Raw genomic sequence first — 15,976 nt, 5'->3', positions numbered from 1 at the left:
CGCCGAGCGTAACCGCGTGTTAGGCCAGTTGCAAAAGGAAAGAGGACCGGGCGGTGTTTCATTTAAACCGCGAGACAGACGCAGATTGGTGGGAAGTCGAAGCGCTGTATGATTTGTGCTTTGCTCCGGGCCGGGAGGCTTTGTCTTCCTATCGTTTACGCGATGGAACGCTGCCGATTGCCGCGCTGTCACAGGTGGCGCGGGATCGGGATGGTATTCTGGCCGGCGCCATTCGCTATTGGCCGGTGTGTGTCGGGGAGCGTCCTGCGCTCTTGCTTGGGCCCATTGCCGTCCACCCAACCCGGCAGGGCGAGGGGCTGGGGGGCTATTTGATTCGCGAAAGCCTGGCCCTGGCGCCCGGTCTTGGGTGGAACCGGGTGCTGCTGGTGGGGGATGCACCCTATTACCAAAGATTTGGATTTCGCCCGCTCAGCGGCGTTGAAATGCCACCACCCACCAACCCCAAACGCATTCTGGGCATGTCCTTGGCTCCGGGGGCTTGGGATGGGGTGCAGGGCAAGGTCACGCGCGCCCCGTCGCAGGCCGAGCCATAGGCCTCCATAGGACCCCGCGGCCTGCCCAGCCCGGTGTTGCCACCGGGCAAAGTGTTTTGGCTTGGTGGTTGGGTTGTGCAGAGGTCTTTTGAAGATTTCTTAATAGGATTTCGCGGCATGACGCGGCCGCCTTGGTCACTGCGCGCCGTTCTTCAGCCATTCGGTCACAGGGCCACGCACCGACTGATGGCCCGCTGCGCGGGCCGCATCAATGACGGTCTTTAACTCTTTGAGATTGATCCGCCGGATCAGGTGTTTGACCGGTGCGACAGAGGCCGGGCGCATGGAGAGGGTGCCAATGCCCAGAGCGGCAAAACAAGCCGCCTCCAGCGGTCTGCCTGCATCCTCGCCGCAAAAGGACAGATGGGTCTGACTGCTGCGCGCGCGGGTGACGATCTGCTCCAGAAAGTTCAGAAAGCTGGTGTTCAGCGTGTCATAGCGCCGGCGTACCCGCTCATTTTCTCGGTCGGCTGCAAAGAAAAATTGTTTCAGGTCATTGCCGCCGATGGAGAGAAAATCGACCTCTTTGAAAAACTGGTCTGGTGCAAAGGCCAAAGAGGGGGTTTCAAGCATGGCGCCCACATGAATCTGTTTCGGCAGGACGTGGCCCAGTTTGATCTCACGGGCCTTGGCCCGGTCCAGCTCCGCCAAGGCGCCGTGAAATTCATCAAATTGTGCGATAAAGGGGAACATGACCCAAAGATCGCGCCCCGCCGTGGCCCGCAGCAGCGCTTGCAGCTGCATGCGCAGAATGCCGGGCTTATCCAGCCCCACCCGGATGGCGCGCCAGCCCATGGCCGGGTTTGGCTCATCTTGCGGCACCATATAGGGCAGCACCTTGTCAGAGCCGATATCTAGCGTCCGAAACACCACTTTGCGCCCTTCGGCGGCGTCAACCACCCGCGTGTATTGCGAGACCAACTCGGCGCGTTTTGGCATCTGGTTTTGCGCCAAAAACTGCAATTCTGTGCGAAACAGCCCCACACCCTCGGCGCCAGAACTGGGCAGGGAGGGCAGATCGGCCATGAGGCCGGCATTCATGAGCAATTGTACGACAGTGCCGCATTTGGCCTTTGCGGGCTTATCGCGTAGCTCGACATAGCGATCCGCCTGTTGGCGCATCATCGCGATTTTATCGCGCATGGCCTTTTGCACGCCTTCATCCGGGCGCAGGTGCACATAGCCCTGATCGCCATCAATCATGATTGCGTCGCCGTTGAGCGCCTCGGTCACAATGCCCTTGGCGCGAATGAGCAGCGGAATGGCCAGCGCTCTGGCGACAATGGCCGCATGGGAGCCGACAGATCCCTCCTCCAGCACAATCCCGCGCAGGCTGCGGCCATAGTCGAGCAATTCACCCGGGCCAATATTGCGGGCCACGAGGATCGGGTTGGGCGGCACCTCAGCGCCCGTATCGCTGCCCTGCCCAGTGAGGAGCCGCAACAGACGGTTGGAGAGGTCGTCCAAGTCATGCAGGCGCTCGCGCAGATAGGCATCTTTCGACTGCCCCATGCGGCTGCGGGCGGCGGATTGTTCTTTTTCGACAGCGGCCTCTGCCGAGAGGCCCCGTTGGATGTCTTCTTCCATACGCCGCCGCCATCCTTTGGAATTGGCAAAGAGGCGGTAGGCTTCGAGGACTTCCAATTGCTCGGCATCACCGCTGCGCGCATTGGTGAGCATTTGGTCGACGGAAATGCGCAGCCGGTCGAGTGCATCCTCGAGCCGCTGCGTTTCAATCTCGGGATCATCGGCAATGGGATTGGTGACAACGACCCGCGGTTCATGCAGATAGACCAGACCTTCGGCCACACCATCCTGCGCGCTTTTGGCGTGAAACATCACAGGTTTTTGGTGACGGGCAGAGAGCGCATCGCCGTCGCCGACAAAGGCGCCCAGTTCGGTCATCTCTGCCAAGACCATAGCCACAACTTCCAGCGCGTAAATTTCATCGGCGGAAAATTCGCGGGCCTCTTTTGATTGCACGACCAAGACCCCAAGCGAGTCGCCCAAGCGCTGAATGGGAACGCCAAGAAAGGAAGAATAGATTTCCTCACCCGTTTCCGCCATGAAGCGAAAGCCCTTGGCTGAGGGGGCGTCTGCGGTATTGATGATTTGATTATAGCGCGCCACACGGCCCACCAGCCCTTCGCCGATGCGCATGCGGGTCTTGTGAACCGCCGCGGCGTTCAAGCCCTCCGTGGCGCAAAGCTCCAATGTGTCTTGATCGCGAAAGAGGTAGATTGAGCAAACCTGTGAGCGCATCGAGCTGGCGGTCAGCTGCACGATCTTATCAAGCCGCGCTTGACCGGCCGAGTCTTCGGCCATGGCGTCGCGCAGAGCGCCAAGAAGTTTGCGGCTTTCACTCTCTGAGGTTTGGACCATCTAGACCGGTGCCCCTAGGCTGCTTTTTCCAATTCAAAAGCATCATGCAGGGTCTGAACGGCCAATTCCATATATTTCCGCTCTATGAGGACAGAAATTTTTATCTCTGAGGTTGTGATCACCTTAATGTTGATCCCCTCACGGTGAAGAGCCCGGAACATTTGGGCGGCCACACCGGCATGGCTGCGCATGCCGATGCCCACAACGGAGACCTTTGCCACAGCCTCATCGGCCACCAGGTCATGATAGTTGATGGTTCCTTCATCCTTGGCGGTTTGCATCGCTTTTTCTGCGCGCAGTACCTGATCGGTGGGGCAAGAGAAGGTCATATCCGTGCGGCCGTCTTCGGAGATGTTCTGAACGATCATATCGACATTCACCCCGGCCTCTGACAGCGGGCCAAAAATCGCAGCGGCGATTCCTGGGCGGTCGGCGACGGAAATAAGGGTCATTTTTGCTTCATCCCGACTATAGGCAACGCCGGCTACGACATTTGATTCCATGATTTCCTCCTCGGCACATACCAATGTGCCTGCTGTATCTGATGGGTCTTCGAATGAGCTCAGCACCCGGAGGCGCACATTGAACCGCATGGCCAATTCGACAGAGCGGGTTTGCAGAACTTTTGCGCCCAAAGAGGCCAGCTCTAGCATCTCTTCAAAAGCGATCTTATCGAGTTTGCGTGCCTTGCTCGATATGCGCGGGTCGGTGGTATAGACCCCATCGACATCGGTATAAATGTCACAGCGCTCTGCATCAAAGGCCGCAGCAAAGGCCACGGCCGTGGTGTCAGACCCGCCGCGCCCAAGTGTAGTGATCCGGCCCTCTGGGCTGACGCCCTGGAACCCGGCGACCACAGCCACGCGCATGCCTTGGGCAAATTTTTCGTCTAAATTTGCTGACGGAATGGCTTCAATGCGTGCATTGGCATGTGCGCTTGTGGTCTGCACCGGCACTTGCCAACCTTGCCAGCTGCGCGCAGGGATGTCCATTTCTTGCAATGTCAGAGCCATGAGGCCGGCAGTGACATTCTCACCAGAGGAGACCACAGCATCATATTCGCGTGCGTCATAGAACGCCGAGGTCTCATTGACCCAGCCCACCAACTCATTGGTTTTACCGGACATGGCAGAGACAATCACAATGACATCATAACCCTTGGCAACTTCCAACCGAACGCGCTCGGCAGCATTGCGAATACGATCAAGATTGGCCACTGATGTGCCGCCAAATTTCATTACCAAACGAGGCATTTATTATCCAACTTTGCGAAGTTTCGGCGGCGTGTTAGGCTGTTGTGCGCCTAAGGGCAAGGGCAGCAGGCCCGGTTTCTCATTCTAATTTGTGTGCCGCTTGGGCATAAAGGGCAGCGGGGCGACGGGGATTCCCTCCTCAATGAGCGCTTTGGCCTCCTCGGCCTTGGCCTCTCCATAGATAGATCGGGCGGGGCTTTCCCCAATATGCATGGCGCGGGCCTCATGGGCGAAATTCATACCGACATAATCGGAATTGGCTTCAATTTCTTGCTTTATCTTGGCCAAATTACGCTCGGCCTCAGTCATCGGCGGGCTCAAGGCCTGGTCTTCCGCTGGGCTTTGGGTCGAGATTTTCGGGGCCATGAGCGATTTTTCAACCGCGCGATCGCCGCATTCCGCACAGGTCAGCATCCCCGCTTTTGCCAATTTTTCATAGGCATCTGAGGATTGAAACCAGCTGTCAAAGCTATGGTTCTGACTGCATTTAAGCGAAAAGCGGATCACGGGGGATGCTCCTAAAAGGTTAACCTTTACTTGAGTGATTGCGCCGCTCAAATCAAGAGGCGAGATCGTCCAACCTTTATGGCACAAAGGCCTTAATCAATCGTGCCAGTTCCGGCTCGGCCACAAGGCCTGCGGCCTCCTCGCCGCTAAACCATTGGCGCTGGCGTTCGGCTTGTTCGGGGTAGCTGTCGCTTTGTTTCTTCACTTTGAGCGCATAAAGCGTCACGATGCAGGGGAGGGTATCTGCATTTTCCACATGTTTTTCATAGCTGTAAACACCGATGGGGCGTTGTTTGACTTTGCCAGTGACGCCCGCCTCTTCGCGCGCTTCATTGGCGGCGCTTTGGGCCGGGGTTAAGCCGTCTTCTGGCCATCCCTTCGGTACAATCCAGCGCTTTGTGCGCCGGGAGGTGATGAGTAATATCTGCACCGCCCCCTCTTCGACGCGATAACACAGGGCACCAAATTGCGCCCGCGCCATGCGTTTTTGTGTGGGGTTGATCGAAAGTGGCAGAGTTTTAGGCTTTGAGGGGCTCATAGTGCGCAGTTGTTTTCATTGTTGCTGAGTGTTTATAACACAGGCGAGATGAATATACAAAAGCGCGGCCCCTTGCAAAATCTTTTCGGTATTATGGCCCAGATCCGGCGCATTGCGCGGGTCGGGGGAGCCTGCGCTGTGGTATTTGGCGCGAGTTTTTGCGCGGCGCAACCGATTGATGTATTTGCCGCCGCCAGTATGAAGCCCGCGCTTGATGCTATCGCCGGGCAATACGCAGAGGAAACCGGTCAGGTGCTGCGCCTGTCCTATGCTGCCTCCAGCGTTTTGGCTCGGCAAATCGATCAGGGTGCTCCGGCAGATGTTTTTGTCTCCGCCAGCTCTGATTGGATGCGTTATGTTGACGATGCGGGGCTTTTGAGCCAACCGGCCCGCTTGATCGCCTCAAACCGTTTGGTGCTGGCCTCGGCAAACCCGGCCGCTGTGGCTTTGGACTTGAACGATATTATGGCGCGCTTGGATGGTGGACGTTTGGCGGTGCCGCTGATCTCTTCCGTGCCCTTGGGGATTTACGCCGCTCAGGCCCTGTCGACCTTGGGGCTATTGCAGGGTTTACGGCCGCATTTGGCGCAACAGGACAATGCCCGCGCCAGTTTAATCTCTGTTTTGCGGCAAGAAAGCCCTTTGGGCCTGCTCTATGCCTCCGATGTCCGCAGCGCGCCGGGCGTCTTTGTTGTGGCCGATATTGCGCCAGACAGCCATGATCCCGTGCGCTATCTCGCCGCCGCGGTGACCGCAGGCGGTGAGGCGGTTGTGGCCTATCTGGCCGGGCCAAAGGGCCGTGCGGTCTTCTCAGCCTATGGGTTTTTGGCGCCATGAGCTGGTTGACCATCGGCCTGGTTGAGCTCGATGCGCTGCGCCTGTCGCTTTGGGTGGCTGTGGTGGCCGTGGCGCTCAGCCTGCCTGTGGCGGTGGCTGTGGCTTATGCGCTTGCCCGGTGCAGGTTTTGGGGGCACGGGCTGCTCAATGCGCTGGTGCATTTGCCATTGGTTCTGCCGCCGGTTGTCACGGGTTATCCTTTGTTGGTGGTGTTTGGCCGTAAAGGCACCTTTGGCCCTGTGCTGGAGGCACTGGGGATTCAATTGGCTTTTACCTCGGCCGGGGCCGCGCTGGCGGCGGCGGTCATGGCTTTTCCGCTGATTGTGCGGGCCATTCGTCTTGCCTTAGAGGCGGTGGACCCGCGGCTTGAAGAGGCCGCCGGCACGCTGGGCGCATCGCCGATCAAGGTCTTTGCCTTTGTCACCTTGCCGCTGATTTTGCCGGGTCTCGTTGCTGGGGCCGTTGTGGGATTTGCCAAGGCTTTGGGAGAATTCGGGGCAACTATTACCTTCGTCTCCAACATCCCCGGCGAAACGCAAACGCTGGCCTCGGCCATTTACGCTGTGTTGCAAGTGCCGGGTCAAGAGGCGGCGGTGGGGCGGATGATTGCCCTGTCGCTGATTTTGTCCTTTGGGGCGCTGTTGCTGTCGGAAGTATTGGCCAGAAAAATGGTACGCCGATGAGTTTGGATCTCGACATTCACTTGAAGCGGGGGCGTTTCACACTTGAGATCCAGGCCACAGCTCCCGCGGGGGTGACAGTGTTTTTTGGCCCCTCGGGCTCCGGCAAGACGACATTGCTGCGGGCGGTGGCTGGGTTGGAGGCGGTGGATCGCGGGCAAATTGTGATTGGGGGCTCGGATATGACTGAGCGGCCGGCCCATAGGCGCGCCGTTGGGTATCTCTTTCAAGAGCCACGATTGCTGCCACATTTAAGCGTCCTTGGAAATTTGAAATTTGCGCAAAAAATGGGCCGAAAGGTGGCGCCGCAGAGCTTTGATGAGGTCATAGCCCTTTTGGAGCTTGGCGATCTTTTGGAGCGGACGCCTTTTGCCCTGTCTGGCGGGGAAGCGCAGCGGGTGGCGCTTGGGCGCGCCTTGCTAAGCGCGCCCAAATGCCTATGTTTGGATGAGCCGCTCTCTGCTTTGGATCAAGGGTTGAAGCATCGGATCCTGCCCTATCTCGAGCGGCTGCGCGATCGCACGGATATTCCCATTCTCTATGTCACCCATGATGCCGCTGAAATGGCGCGATTGGCCGATCATATCGTGTTGATGCAGGCCGGGCGCAGTGTCCTATCTGGACCGGCTGAGGCGATCCTATCGGATCCGGCCGCGGTGCCCTATCTTGGCGTGCGCGCGGCTGGCACGGTGATTTCGGGGCAGGTTATGGCCCGCGATCCCACCACCGGGCTTGCGGTCATGGGCTTTGACGGCGGCCAGTTGATTTTGCCGGAATTAAGCCAAACGAAAGGCCGCAGCATTCGCATTCGCATCCCGGCGCAGGATATTGTTTTGGCGCGTGAGAAGCCCAAGGGCCTTTCTGCGCTTAACGTGTTCGAAGGGACAATCACCCAGCTTCACGCGGGTCAGGGTCCGGGCGTGATGGTGCAATTTAAAACTGGCGAAACGCTGTTTTTGGCCCGTGTGACGCAATATTCTTCCCAAAACATGGGGTTGGCAGTGGGGCAGACAATTTTCGCCATCGTCAAAGCCACCGCTTTTGATCCGGCTGGCATTGGCACCTAAGGGGCCGCTTTGCCCTAAGCGTTGCGGCTTGGGCCACGAGACTTGCGCGGCAAGACCTTGGGTTTGTTCGACCACCCCAGTTGATCGGCCAGCACCCGGCGTTTGACCTCTTCCACCTCGCCGGGCTTCAAGTCGCGCAGCTGAAACGGACCGTAAGAAATCCGGATGAGACGGTTGACCGTAAAGCCCAAAAACTCCATCGCCCGGCGAATTTCGCGATTTTTGCCTTCCTTTAGGCCGATGGTTAGCCAAAAGTTTGCGCCGGTTTGCCGATCCATTTGAATGGTCATGGGCTGAAAACGCTCGCCCTCCACGGTGATGCCTTGGGTCAAAGGCTCAAAGGCCCCTTCACGCGGATAGCCTTTGATACGGACGCGGTAGCGTCGGGTCCAGCCGGTGCTGGGCAGCTCAAGCGTGCGCTTTAATCCGCCATCATTGGTCAGCAGCAACAGACCTTCGGAGTTCATATCCAACCGCCCAACAGAAACCACACGCGGCAGCCCTTCGGGCAATTTGTCGAAGACGGTCTCGCGGCCTTTCTCGTCGCGGGCGCTGGTCACGAGGCCGATGGGTTTGTGATAGAGCCAAAGCCGGGGCTCTTCGGGTGGCTCAATCGGTTCGCCGTCGAATTCGATCTTATCGTTGGCTTGCACGTTCAGCGCGGGGCTGAATATCTTTTTGCCGTTCACTTTGATGCGGCCCGCTTCAACCAGTTTTTCACTGTCGCGCCGTGAGGCCACGCCTGCGCGGGCCAAAACTTTGGCGATCCGATCGCCCTTTGGTGTTTCATCTGCCATAGGCTCGGCTTAGACTGTGTTGAAAGCAAAGCCAAGCGGGGATGAATGGGTTTTAACAGTCATATGGATTTGGCCCTAATCGAGGCGCGGCAGGCGGCCGAGGCCGGCGAGGTGCCGGTGGGGGCGGTATTGGTCGATGCGCGTGGCCAAATTGTGGCAAAGGCCGGCAACCGGACGCGGCGCGATTGCGACCCGACGGCCCATGCGGAAATCTTGGCGATACGCGCCGCTGCGGCGGCTTTGGGGCAAGAGCGCTTGGCCGGATATACGCTCTATGTCACACTTGAGCCCTGCGCCATGTGTGCCGGAGCTTTGGCCCATGCGCGCATAGCGCGGGTGATCTACGGGGCCGCGGATCCGAAATCTGGCGGCACAGACCATGGCGCGCGCGTGTTCTCCCATCCGCAAAGCCATCACAGGCCAGAGGTGATTGGCGGTATTTCCGAAGAGGACTGTGCCGCGCTCTTGCAAAGTTTTTTCGCGCAAAAACGCGCGTGACGGGTGGGCAGCCGCCAGGGCCCTTGGCAAGGTCCCAATCCCAAGTTAGTAAGCGAAGAAGCAACTGAAATAGTGAAGGATCACCCATGTCGATCGACACAAAAACCGCCGGACGCGTGGCCAAGCTCGCTCGGATCAAGGTGGAAGAGGCAGATTTGCCCGCCTTGGCTCAGGAGTTCACCAATATTTTAGGCTTTATTGAACAGTTGAACGAAGTGGATGTGGAAGGGGTTGAGCCGATGACCTCTGTCACGCCGCAACGGCTTTACCGTCGGGACGATACTGTGACCGACGGCGATCAGCAAGCGGCTGTGCTTGCCAATGCGCCCGATGCGCGTGAGGGATTTTTTGCTGTGCCGATGGTGGTGGAATAATGTCTGATTTGATGAAACTTACGCTGGCCGGTGCCCGCGATGCTCTGCGGGCTGGCGAAACCACGGCCGTTGAGCTGACAGAGGCCTCGCTTGCGGCGGTTGCCGCGTCCAAGCCTTTGAATGCCTTCGTGCATGACACCTCAGAGATTGCCCGAAGCCAAGCCAAGGCTGCAGATGCGCGCATTCAGGCCGGTGATGCGCCCGATATGTGCGGTTTGCCGATTGGCATGAAAGATCTGTTTTGCACCAAGGGCGTCGCGACCCAAGCGGCGAGCGCAATTTTGGATGGATTTAAACCGGAATACGAATCCACCGTGTCGCAAAAGCTGTTTGATGCTGGCGCAGTTATGGTGGGCAAGTTGAATATGGATGAATTTGCCATGGGCTCATCCAATGAAACCTCCGTCTATGGCAATGCGGTGAACCCTTGGAAAGTTGATGAGCACGATTTGACACCGGGCGGCTCGTCAGGCGGCTCGGCGGCGGCTGTGGCGGCAGAAACCTGTCTGGCGGCGACCGGTACCGATACGGGCGGCTCCATTCGCCAGCCCGCGGCATTCACCGGCATCACGGGGATCAAACCCACCTATGGGCGCTGCTCACGCTGGGGCATTGTGGCCTTTGCCTCCTCGCTCGACCAAGCCGGTCCAATCACCAAAGATGTGCGCGATGCGGCGATCATGCTTGAGGCGATGTGCGGCTTTGATGCCAAAGACAGCACCTCGATGAACCTGCCTGTGCCCAATTTTGAAGCTGCTTTGACTGGGGATATTCGCGGGAAAACCATTGGAATTCCGAAAGAATACCGGGTGGAGGGCATGCCTGAGGCGTTGGAGACCCTGTGGTCTGAAGGCCGCCAAATGCTGCGCGATGCTGGGGCGATTGTCAAAGATATCAGCCTGCCGCATACGAAATATGCGCTGCCTGCCTATTATGTGATTGCGCCGGCAGAGGCATCCTCAAATCTGGCCCGCTATGATGGGGTGCGTTTTGGTCATCGGGCAAAGTTGGAGGCCGGGGATGGCATCACAGAAATGTATGAAAAAACCCGTGCCGAAGGGTTCGGCGCCGAGGTGCAGCGCCGCGTGATGGTGGGCACCTATGTGCTCTCGGCTGGGTTTTATGATGCCTATTACAACCGGGCGCGCCGGGTGCGCGCTTTGATCAAAAAAGACTTTGATGATGTCTTCGCCACAGGGGTAGACGCTATTTTGACCCCCTCAACCCCCTCTGCCGCATTTGGCTTGGGCGAAATGGCCGATGCAGACCCGGTCCAGATGTATTTGTTTGATGTGTTTACGGTGACGGTAAACTTGGCCGGTCTGCCGGGCATTTCTGTGCCAGCGGGGCTGGATTCAAAAGGCCTGCCGTTGGGGCTGCAATTGATCGGCCGGCCTTGGGAAGAGGGGGATCTGCTCAATACGGCCTTTGCCCTAGAAAACGCGCTGGGATTCAATGCCAAGCCGAACCAATGGTGGCGATAGAGACATGTGGCCAGTTCTGAGCTGGCCGAGCCGATAGGAGATGCGGATGAAGTATGGTGTGATAATCGCTCTGGCCTTGGCAATAAGCGGCTGCCAACGCGCGGTTCCGACCGATGTGATCCGCTCAGGCAATCAGATGGCGACGGAGACTGCTCCGGGTGCGACGCAAGAGGCTCCGCCTGTCAATCAAATCTCAAATGAACAAGATTTTGAAGTCGTCGCCACTGCGCAGACCGTGGAAAGCGATGCAGAGCGGATTGCCGCCAATCGGGCAAAATATATTGTGATGGACGTGCAAGCCCTGCCGCGGCGCCCGGGCCGCCGGCCTAATGTGGTGGATTATGCCCTTCGGACCAATAACCCCATCGGGGTGCAGCTCTACAATCGGTTCGGCACCGGGCTCAAGGTCATCAGCTTTGGCGGCTGTGATCGCTATCGCTCCAAGGATGAGGCGCAGCAGGACTTTTTGGCCAAGGGCGGGCCGGAGCGCGATGCCTATGGTCTGGATCCTGATGGCGATGGCTTTGCCTGTGGTTGGGATCCGCGGCCCTTTCGCTTGGCGGTGGCAAACTGAGCCTGCTGCCCATAGAGCGGCGCTCGTCGTCGAACTTTGGGCCGCGCAAGGGCGGTGTGACCCCGTCCTTGATTGTTGTCCATTATACCGCGATGCCAAATGCGCAGGCCGCCCTTGAGCGGTTGAGTGATCCGGCCCATGAGGTTTCAGCCCATTATTTTCTAGATCAATCCGGCGGGGCCGTGCAGCTTGTGCCAGAGGCCCAGCGGGCTTGGCATGCGGGCGCAGGCGCTTGGGGCGGCTGCACAGATGTGAACTCTGCCTCCATCGGTATTGAGCTATGCAACGCGGGCGATCACGCCTTTTCAAGCGCGCAGATGCAAGCGCTCAAATCCTTGCTCAAGGAGGTGATGCAGCGCTGGGGCATCGCAGCGCAGGGGGTGATTGGCCACTCCGATATGGCCCCTGGACGCAAACAAGACCCTGGGCGCTGGTTTGATTGGCAGGAGTTGGCCAAGGAGGGCCTCGCGGTATACCGTGGCGCGCCCCATAGCCACCTGCTGCCCTTCGCGGAGGCGGCCGAGCGGTTCGGCTACCGCAGGCCCGAATGGGCCGCTGCTGAACACTGCCTGCTCGAAGCCTTCCGCCAACGTTTCCGCCCCAAGGCTACAGGCCCACTCAGCGAAAAGGACCTGCAAATCCTATCCGATCTCGCGCAAAGCTACCCCGCGACGGTCTCGGGAGCCTAGGGTGATTTTCTGTCATCGCCTTTGAGGAGAAATCATTAACAGATCGGCGCAATTGAACTGTGCCCGGTGGCAACACCGGGCAGCGCCTGACTGCCCCCCGGCAGGCGCTGCCCTCATTTCGTGTTGAAATGGCGTTATGAAGAGGGTTTTGCGGAGGGGTCAGCTTGAAGAATGTCGCGGACATTTTGGGTTTTATGGCGGGCCGTACCTAGTTTAGTTGGCTTGACCCGATGCAGTAAGCCTCGTAACACGGCCGGGCGCGGGGGGCTGGGCAATCGCGGGGGGCAACCTTCGAGGAAAGTCCGGACTCCGTGAAACAACGGTGCCGGGTAACGCCCGGCGGGGGTAACCCTAGGGATAGCGCCACAGAGAAGAGACAGCCTTGCATGCAAGGTAATGGTGAAACGGTGGGGTAAAGCCCACCGCGCGGCTGGCAACAGTCGTGGCACGGCAAGCCCCACCGGGAGCAATGCCAAATAGGAACCGCATATGGGTCGTTTCAACCCCGCAGGTTCGGGTTGGCAGCTAGAGGGGCCTGGTAACAGGCCGCCGAGATGAATGATTGCCCAAGATTGCGCTGGCAACGGCGTGGATCTGGACAAAATCCGGCTTACAGGCTCCCCGCGCATATTTGACTGGCTTTGAGCACGTGAATCGGTTGACAGCACCGCTGGGGGCGTTAAAAGCCGACAGATCAGGATTAATGCGGCCATGAGGCTGCGCCCGTAGGAGAATTACCATGGCGAAGCCAACCACAATCAAGATCCGCCTGAATTCCAGCGCGGGCACTGGCCACTTTTATGTGACCAAGAAAAACGCACGCACCATGACCGAGAAAATGGTTGCCCGGAAATATGACCCGGTTGCGCGCAAGCATGTTGAATACAAAGAAGGCAAAATTAAGTAGGCGAAAGCCCCCTTCAATTTTCAAAAGGTCGTGCAATCAATTGCGCGGCCTTTTTTTATGCGTGTATGGCAGTCAGCCGAGGGTTTTGTTTCAGCTTGGACATAAAAAAACACCCCGCCATGTCTGGCGAGGTGTGCGTTGTGTCGACCAAAGGGGCCGGTTTATTCGTTATTGCCCATGAACATCAGCAGGAACTGGAACATGTTCAAGAAATCAAGATAGAGGTTCAATGCGCCAAAGATGGCGGATTTGGCGAGCCACTCTTGATCGCCATGATGGGCGTGGGCCAGATACTCATTCTTGATATTCTGCGTGTCATAGGCGGTGAGACCGGCAAATACCAAAACACCAATTGCTGAGATCGCAAACAAGAGCGCAGGCGATTGCAGGAAAATGTTGACGATCATCGCAACCACAAGACCAATGACGCCCATGATTAGAAAGCTGCCCCAACCGGAGATGTCTTTCTTGGTTGTGTAACCATAGAGGGACAAGCCCGCAAAAGCGATGGCGGTCACGAGGAAGGTTTGCGTGATCGAATGGCCTGTATAGCGGATGAAGATTGAGCTGAGGGACAAGCCGATCAAAGTGGCGAAGATAAAGAAGAACAGTTGCGCCCCGGCTGCACTGGCCCTGCGCATCACTGTGCCCATGCCCAAGAACAGCACCGCAAGCGGAGCCAGCATAATGACATATTTCAACCAAGTGGTGTAGATCACCAAACCAAAGCTGGTGAGCAATTTGCCATTTGGCAATTGCGCTGCGGCCATGTTGGCATCTGTCGTCGTGGCCAGGCCGGCAATGGCCCAAGCGGCAACGGCGGTGATCACCATGCCAATGGACATTGTGCCATAGACTTTGTTCATATGTGCCCGCAGGCCGGCATCAATCGCGGCGCTGCGACTGCCTGCATTTGCGGAAATCGTATTAAAATCTGCCATGTTGCTCTCCAAAAATGACGCTTTCGGCGCGCGAAGCACCGTTGGGTTAAATATCGGGCTTATGGGGTGAAATTTCAAGGGAAACCGCAAGAATTGCAGCTTAAATTCTGCAATTTCTGCCGAATGCCTTAAAAATGGCGGCCGATAGGTTAAACCGGGCCCCGCACCACAAGCTTACCGATGGATTTTCGCGCTTTAAGATCGGCCAATGCCTCTAACGCTTGGTCAAAGTCATAGCTGCCGCCGATATGGGGATTGAGCTGCCCCTTTGAGATCATTGCAAAGACATCCCTAAGGCTATGGAGCAAAACCTGTGGGGCAAACCCCATATATCCACCCCAATAAAAGCCCAAAACATCCACATTTTTGACCAGGAGATGATTGGCTTTGATTTGCGGAACATCACCGCTGGCAAAGCCGATGACCAGATAGCGCGCCTCGGGCCGGCAACATTTGAGGGCAGCGACAAAGGGATCCCCACCAACCGGGTCATAAACCACATTGACGCCGCCCAGAGATTTGACTTTGGCCACGACATCTTCCTCTGCGCTGTCAATGGTGATGGTCGCGCCTCGGTCTTTGCACACTTGTAATTTTTCTGGCCCGCGCGCCACAGCGATGACCCTTGCGCCAAGGGCTGCGCCGATTTCCACCGCGGTCAACCCCACACCGCCACCCGCGCCGAGCACCAATAGAGTGTCGGCGGAGGTGAGTTTTGCGCGATGGGTCAGGGCCAGATGCGACGTTCCATAGCTGATCAATGCGGAGGCGGCTGTGTCAAAGCTCATGCCATCGGTGAGCTTTAAGCAGCGCGTGGCCTCGAGCGGGCAATATTCGGCCAAACCGCCAGAGCCGGCAAATCCTGCAACGCGATCGCCGATCTCAAAGCCAGTCACCTCAGCGCCGAGACCTGCGACCTCGCCCGCCACTTCCATGCCAAGGGTGAAGGGGAGGGCAGGGGTCTCCTGATAAGTGCCGCGAATCATCAACAGATCTGCGAAATTCAAAGCACAGGCTGCTGTGCGAATGAGAATTTGATTCGCAGCGAGCGTGGGAATGGACCTGTCTAAAAAGACAGGTTTCTCGCTGTGGTCTTGGACTTGAAGGGCGCGCATGGGCTGAAATCACCTTGTTTGTTAACCATTTTACCTTTTATAGGCGCCCTCTGTTGGAAGTTCCAGCCGCGAAACCACGCCGTCACCCAGGTGAATATTTGCCAATAAAATAGGTGATATTTTTGAAAAAATGGCAATTCAGATATCATTTCGCGCGTGAGAGTCGCGAGGTCACAGAACGCGAAATTACAATTTATTAATAAATCGTTAATTTTCTGGTTTATTTTTGAAATAGTTTCTGTGCTATACAAAAGTATGTCAGACCAGCCACATATATTGATATTTTTCTGCGGCTTGGACAACATTAGGAGACGAGAATGAAACATCCTGTCGATCTACACGTCGGACAACGTGTGCGACAAAGGCGGTGGCTGTTCGGAATGACCCAACAGCAATTGGCCGAAAAAGTAGGTATTAAATTTCAACAGATTCAAAAATATGAAACCGGCACCAACCGGATCAGCGCATCTCGGCTTTGGGATATTTCAGAAGCCATGGATGTGCCGGTGACTTTTTTCTTTGAAGGTCTGGGCGAGATCGACGATGACAAAGCCCAGAAGAAAAATATTTTAGAAGATAAAGAAGCTTTAGATTTGGTACGGTGCTATTATGCGATCCCTGAGCATCAGCGTAAACGCTTGTTCGATTTGGCGCGGGTATTGAGCGACGCGGCTTAAGTGCCTGTTGCGACGTTACTGATGCCGGTTGCTTCGGCGGTGGCTTGGGCTGTTGGGTCAGATTACTTGACCAACTGGGGCAGCTCCCCCTAGATAGGCCGA

The 15,976-nt window shown here is 57.2% G+C and carries 18 protein-coding genes and 1 other RNA gene; 12 read left to right on the top strand and 7 right to left on the bottom strand.

Annotation, left to right across the window (positions count from 1 at the left end):
* Nucleotides 1–53: 53 nt before the first annotated feature.
* Nucleotides 54–554, top strand: a complete 501-nt coding sequence (locus tag RCA23_RS09880; RefSeq protein ID WP_044050172.1) for a GNAT family N-acetyltransferase — start codon at nt 54–56, stop codon at nt 552–554.
* Nucleotides 555–689: 135 nt separating this feature from the next.
* On the opposite strand, the gene ptsP is transcribed toward RCA23_RS09880, so the two are convergent.
* The 4 genes from ptsP to RCA23_RS09860 all read right to left on the bottom strand — a co-directional run bounded on the left by ptsP (nt 690) and on the right by RCA23_RS09860 (nt 5,234).
* Nucleotides 690–2,936: a phosphoenolpyruvate--protein phosphotransferase gene (ptsP, locus tag RCA23_RS09875; RefSeq protein WP_044050171.1), complete on the bottom strand. Its 2,247-nt coding sequence runs from the start codon at nt 2,934–2,936 to the stop codon at nt 690–692.
* Nucleotides 2,937–2,950: 14 nt separating this feature from the next.
* The gene (locus RCA23_RS09870) at nt 2,951–4,189 is read right to left on the bottom strand and encodes an aspartate kinase (protein ID WP_044050170.1); all 1,239 of its coding nucleotides are present in this window, start codon (nt 4,187–4,189) and stop codon (nt 2,951–2,953) included.
* Nucleotides 4,190–4,273: 84 nt separating this feature from the next.
* Nucleotides 4,274–4,696 (bottom strand): DUF1178 family protein, encoded by a 423-nt coding sequence (locus RCA23_RS09865; protein ID WP_044050169.1) that lies wholly within the window; start codon nt 4,694–4,696, stop codon nt 4,274–4,276.
* Nucleotides 4,697–4,772: 76 nt separating this feature from the next.
* Nucleotides 4,773–5,234: an NUDIX hydrolase gene (locus RCA23_RS09860; RefSeq protein WP_044050168.1), complete on the bottom strand. Its 462-nt coding sequence runs from the start codon at nt 5,232–5,234 to the stop codon at nt 4,773–4,775.
* 93 nt (nt 5,235–5,327) lie between these two features.
* Between RCA23_RS09860 and modA the strand changes: the two genes are divergently transcribed.
* From modA to modC, 3 genes are read left to right on the top strand one after another with little or no spacing between them, the layout of a single operon-like run.
* Entirely contained in the window at nt 5,328–6,071 is a 744-nt protein-coding gene (gene modA, locus RCA23_RS09855) for a molybdate ABC transporter substrate-binding protein (protein ID WP_169701389.1), read from the top strand.
* Nucleotides 6,068–6,754, top strand: coding sequence for a molybdate ABC transporter permease subunit (modB, locus tag RCA23_RS09850; RefSeq protein WP_044050167.1), 687 nt, complete (start codon nt 6,068–6,070; stop codon nt 6,752–6,754). Before modA ends, modB begins: the two co-directional genes overlap by 4 nt.
* On the top strand, nt 6,751–7,818 hold the full coding sequence (gene modC, locus RCA23_RS09845) for a molybdenum ABC transporter ATP-binding protein (protein ID WP_044050166.1): 1,068 nt from the start codon (nt 6,751–6,753) through the stop codon (nt 7,816–7,818). Before modB ends, modC begins: the two co-directional genes overlap by 4 nt.
* Nucleotides 7,819–7,832: 14 nt before the next feature.
* Here the strand turns inward: modC and RCA23_RS09840 are convergent, their stop codons facing one another.
* A complete protein-coding gene (locus RCA23_RS09840) occupies nt 7,833–8,615 on the bottom strand; it encodes a pseudouridine synthase (protein ID WP_052377127.1) in 783 nt (260 codons plus the stop codon).
* Between the two features lie 45 nt (nt 8,616–8,660).
* On the opposite strand from RCA23_RS09840, the gene RCA23_RS09835 reads away from it, so the two are divergent.
* The 7 genes from RCA23_RS09835 to rpmG all read left to right on the top strand — a co-directional run bounded on the left by RCA23_RS09835 (nt 8,661) and on the right by rpmG (nt 13,141).
* The gene (locus RCA23_RS09835; RefSeq protein WP_044050165.1) at nt 8,661–9,113 is read left to right on the top strand and encodes a deaminase; all 453 of its coding nucleotides are present in this window, start codon (nt 8,661–8,663) and stop codon (nt 9,111–9,113) included.
* Between the two features lie 86 nt (nt 9,114–9,199).
* The gene (gene gatC, locus RCA23_RS09830) at nt 9,200–9,487 is read left to right on the top strand and encodes an Asp-tRNA(Asn)/Glu-tRNA(Gln) amidotransferase subunit GatC (protein ID WP_044050164.1); all 288 of its coding nucleotides are present in this window, start codon (nt 9,200–9,202) and stop codon (nt 9,485–9,487) included.
* A complete protein-coding gene (gatA, locus tag RCA23_RS09825; RefSeq protein ID WP_044050163.1) occupies nt 9,487–10,971 on the top strand; it encodes an Asp-tRNA(Asn)/Glu-tRNA(Gln) amidotransferase subunit GatA in 1,485 nt (494 codons plus the stop codon). Before gatC ends, gatA begins: the two co-directional genes overlap by 1 nt.
* A gap of 46 nt (nt 10,972–11,017) precedes the next feature.
* The gene (locus RCA23_RS09820) at nt 11,018–11,545 is read left to right on the top strand and encodes a hypothetical protein (RefSeq protein WP_052377126.1); all 528 of its coding nucleotides are present in this window, start codon (nt 11,018–11,020) and stop codon (nt 11,543–11,545) included.
* On the top strand, nt 11,506–12,234 hold the full coding sequence (locus tag RCA23_RS09815; RefSeq protein WP_169701388.1) for an N-acetylmuramoyl-L-alanine amidase: 729 nt from the start codon (nt 11,506–11,508) through the stop codon (nt 12,232–12,234). The genes RCA23_RS09820 and RCA23_RS09815 overlap by 40 nt, the downstream gene beginning before the upstream one ends.
* Before the next feature lie 259 nt (nt 12,235–12,493).
* An RNA gene (rnpB, locus tag RCA23_RS16140) (RNase P RNA component class A) lies at nt 12,494–12,863 on the top strand.
* Between the two features lie 110 nt (nt 12,864–12,973).
* Nucleotides 12,974–13,141 carry a 50S ribosomal protein L33 gene (gene rpmG / locus RCA23_RS09810; RefSeq protein ID WP_044050162.1) on the top strand — a complete coding sequence of 56 codons (168 nt, stop codon included), beginning with the start codon at nt 12,974–12,976 and terminating at the stop codon, nt 13,139–13,141.
* Nucleotides 13,142–13,302: 161 nt separating this feature from the next.
* Here rpmG and RCA23_RS09805 read toward each other — a convergent pair whose 3' ends face one another.
* Together RCA23_RS09805 and RCA23_RS09800 are read right to left on the bottom strand one after the other, a co-directional pair.
* On the bottom strand, nt 13,303–14,082 hold the full coding sequence (locus RCA23_RS09805; protein ID WP_044050161.1) for a Bax inhibitor-1 family protein: 780 nt from the start codon (nt 14,080–14,082) through the stop codon (nt 13,303–13,305).
* 149 nt (nt 14,083–14,231) lie between these two features.
* Nucleotides 14,232–15,197: an NADPH:quinone oxidoreductase family protein gene (locus RCA23_RS09800; protein ID WP_044050160.1), complete on the bottom strand. Its 966-nt coding sequence runs from the start codon at nt 15,195–15,197 to the stop codon at nt 14,232–14,234.
* Between the two features lie 317 nt (nt 15,198–15,514).
* Between RCA23_RS09800 and RCA23_RS09795 the strand changes: the two genes are divergently transcribed.
* Nucleotides 15,515–15,874: a helix-turn-helix domain-containing protein gene (locus RCA23_RS09795; protein WP_044050159.1), complete on the top strand. Its 360-nt coding sequence runs from the start codon at nt 15,515–15,517 to the stop codon at nt 15,872–15,874.
* The last annotated feature ends 102 nt before the right edge of the window (nt 15,875–15,976 follow it).

It is taken from the genome of Planktomarina temperata RCA23 (assembly GCF_000738435.1).
Taxonomy (GTDB): domain Bacteria; phylum Pseudomonadota; class Alphaproteobacteria; order Rhodobacterales; family Rhodobacteraceae; genus Planktomarina; species Planktomarina temperata.
This window is presented reverse-complemented; position numbering and strand designations above follow the sequence as displayed.

Coding starts and splice junctions, on each gene's coding strand:
- ptsP (WP_044050171.1), bottom strand. CDS start 2,936: ATGGTCCAAACCTCAGAGAGTGAAAGCCGCAAACTTCTTGGCGCTCTG.
- RCA23_RS09870 (WP_044050170.1), bottom strand. CDS start 4,189: ATGCCTCGTTTGGTAATGAAATTTGGCGGCACATCAGTGGCCAATCTT.
- RCA23_RS09860 (WP_044050168.1), bottom strand. CDS start 5,234: ATGAGCCCCTCAAAGCCTAAAACTCTGCCACTTTCGATCAACCCCACA.
- modA (WP_169701389.1), top strand. CDS start 5,328: ATGGCCCAGATCCGGCGCATTGCGCGGGTCGGGGGAGCCTGCGCTGTG.
- modB (WP_044050167.1), top strand. CDS start 6,068: ATGAGCTGGTTGACCATCGGCCTGGTTGAGCTCGATGCGCTGCGCCTG.
- modC (WP_044050166.1), top strand. CDS start 6,751: ATGAGTTTGGATCTCGACATTCACTTGAAGCGGGGGCGTTTCACACTT.
- RCA23_RS09840 (WP_052377127.1), bottom strand. CDS start 8,615: ATGGCAGATGAAACACCAAAGGGCGATCGGATCGCCAAAGTTTTGGCC.
- RCA23_RS09835 (WP_044050165.1), top strand. CDS start 8,661: ATGGGTTTTAACAGTCATATGGATTTGGCCCTAATCGAGGCGCGGCAG.
- gatC (WP_044050164.1), top strand. CDS start 9,200: ATGTCGATCGACACAAAAACCGCCGGACGCGTGGCCAAGCTCGCTCGG.
- gatA (WP_044050163.1), top strand. CDS start 9,487: ATGTCTGATTTGATGAAACTTACGCTGGCCGGTGCCCGCGATGCTCTG.
- RCA23_RS09820 (WP_052377126.1), top strand. CDS start 11,018: ATGAAGTATGGTGTGATAATCGCTCTGGCCTTGGCAATAAGCGGCTGC.
- rpmG (WP_044050162.1), top strand. CDS start 12,974: ATGGCGAAGCCAACCACAATCAAGATCCGCCTGAATTCCAGCGCGGGC.
- RCA23_RS09805 (WP_044050161.1), bottom strand. CDS start 14,082: ATGGCAGATTTTAATACGATTTCCGCAAATGCAGGCAGTCGCAGCGCC.
- RCA23_RS09800 (WP_044050160.1), bottom strand. CDS start 15,197: ATGCGCGCCCTTCAAGTCCAAGACCACAGCGAGAAACCTGTCTTTTTA.
- RCA23_RS09795 (WP_044050159.1), top strand. CDS start 15,515: ATGAAACATCCTGTCGATCTACACGTCGGACAACGTGTGCGACAAAGG.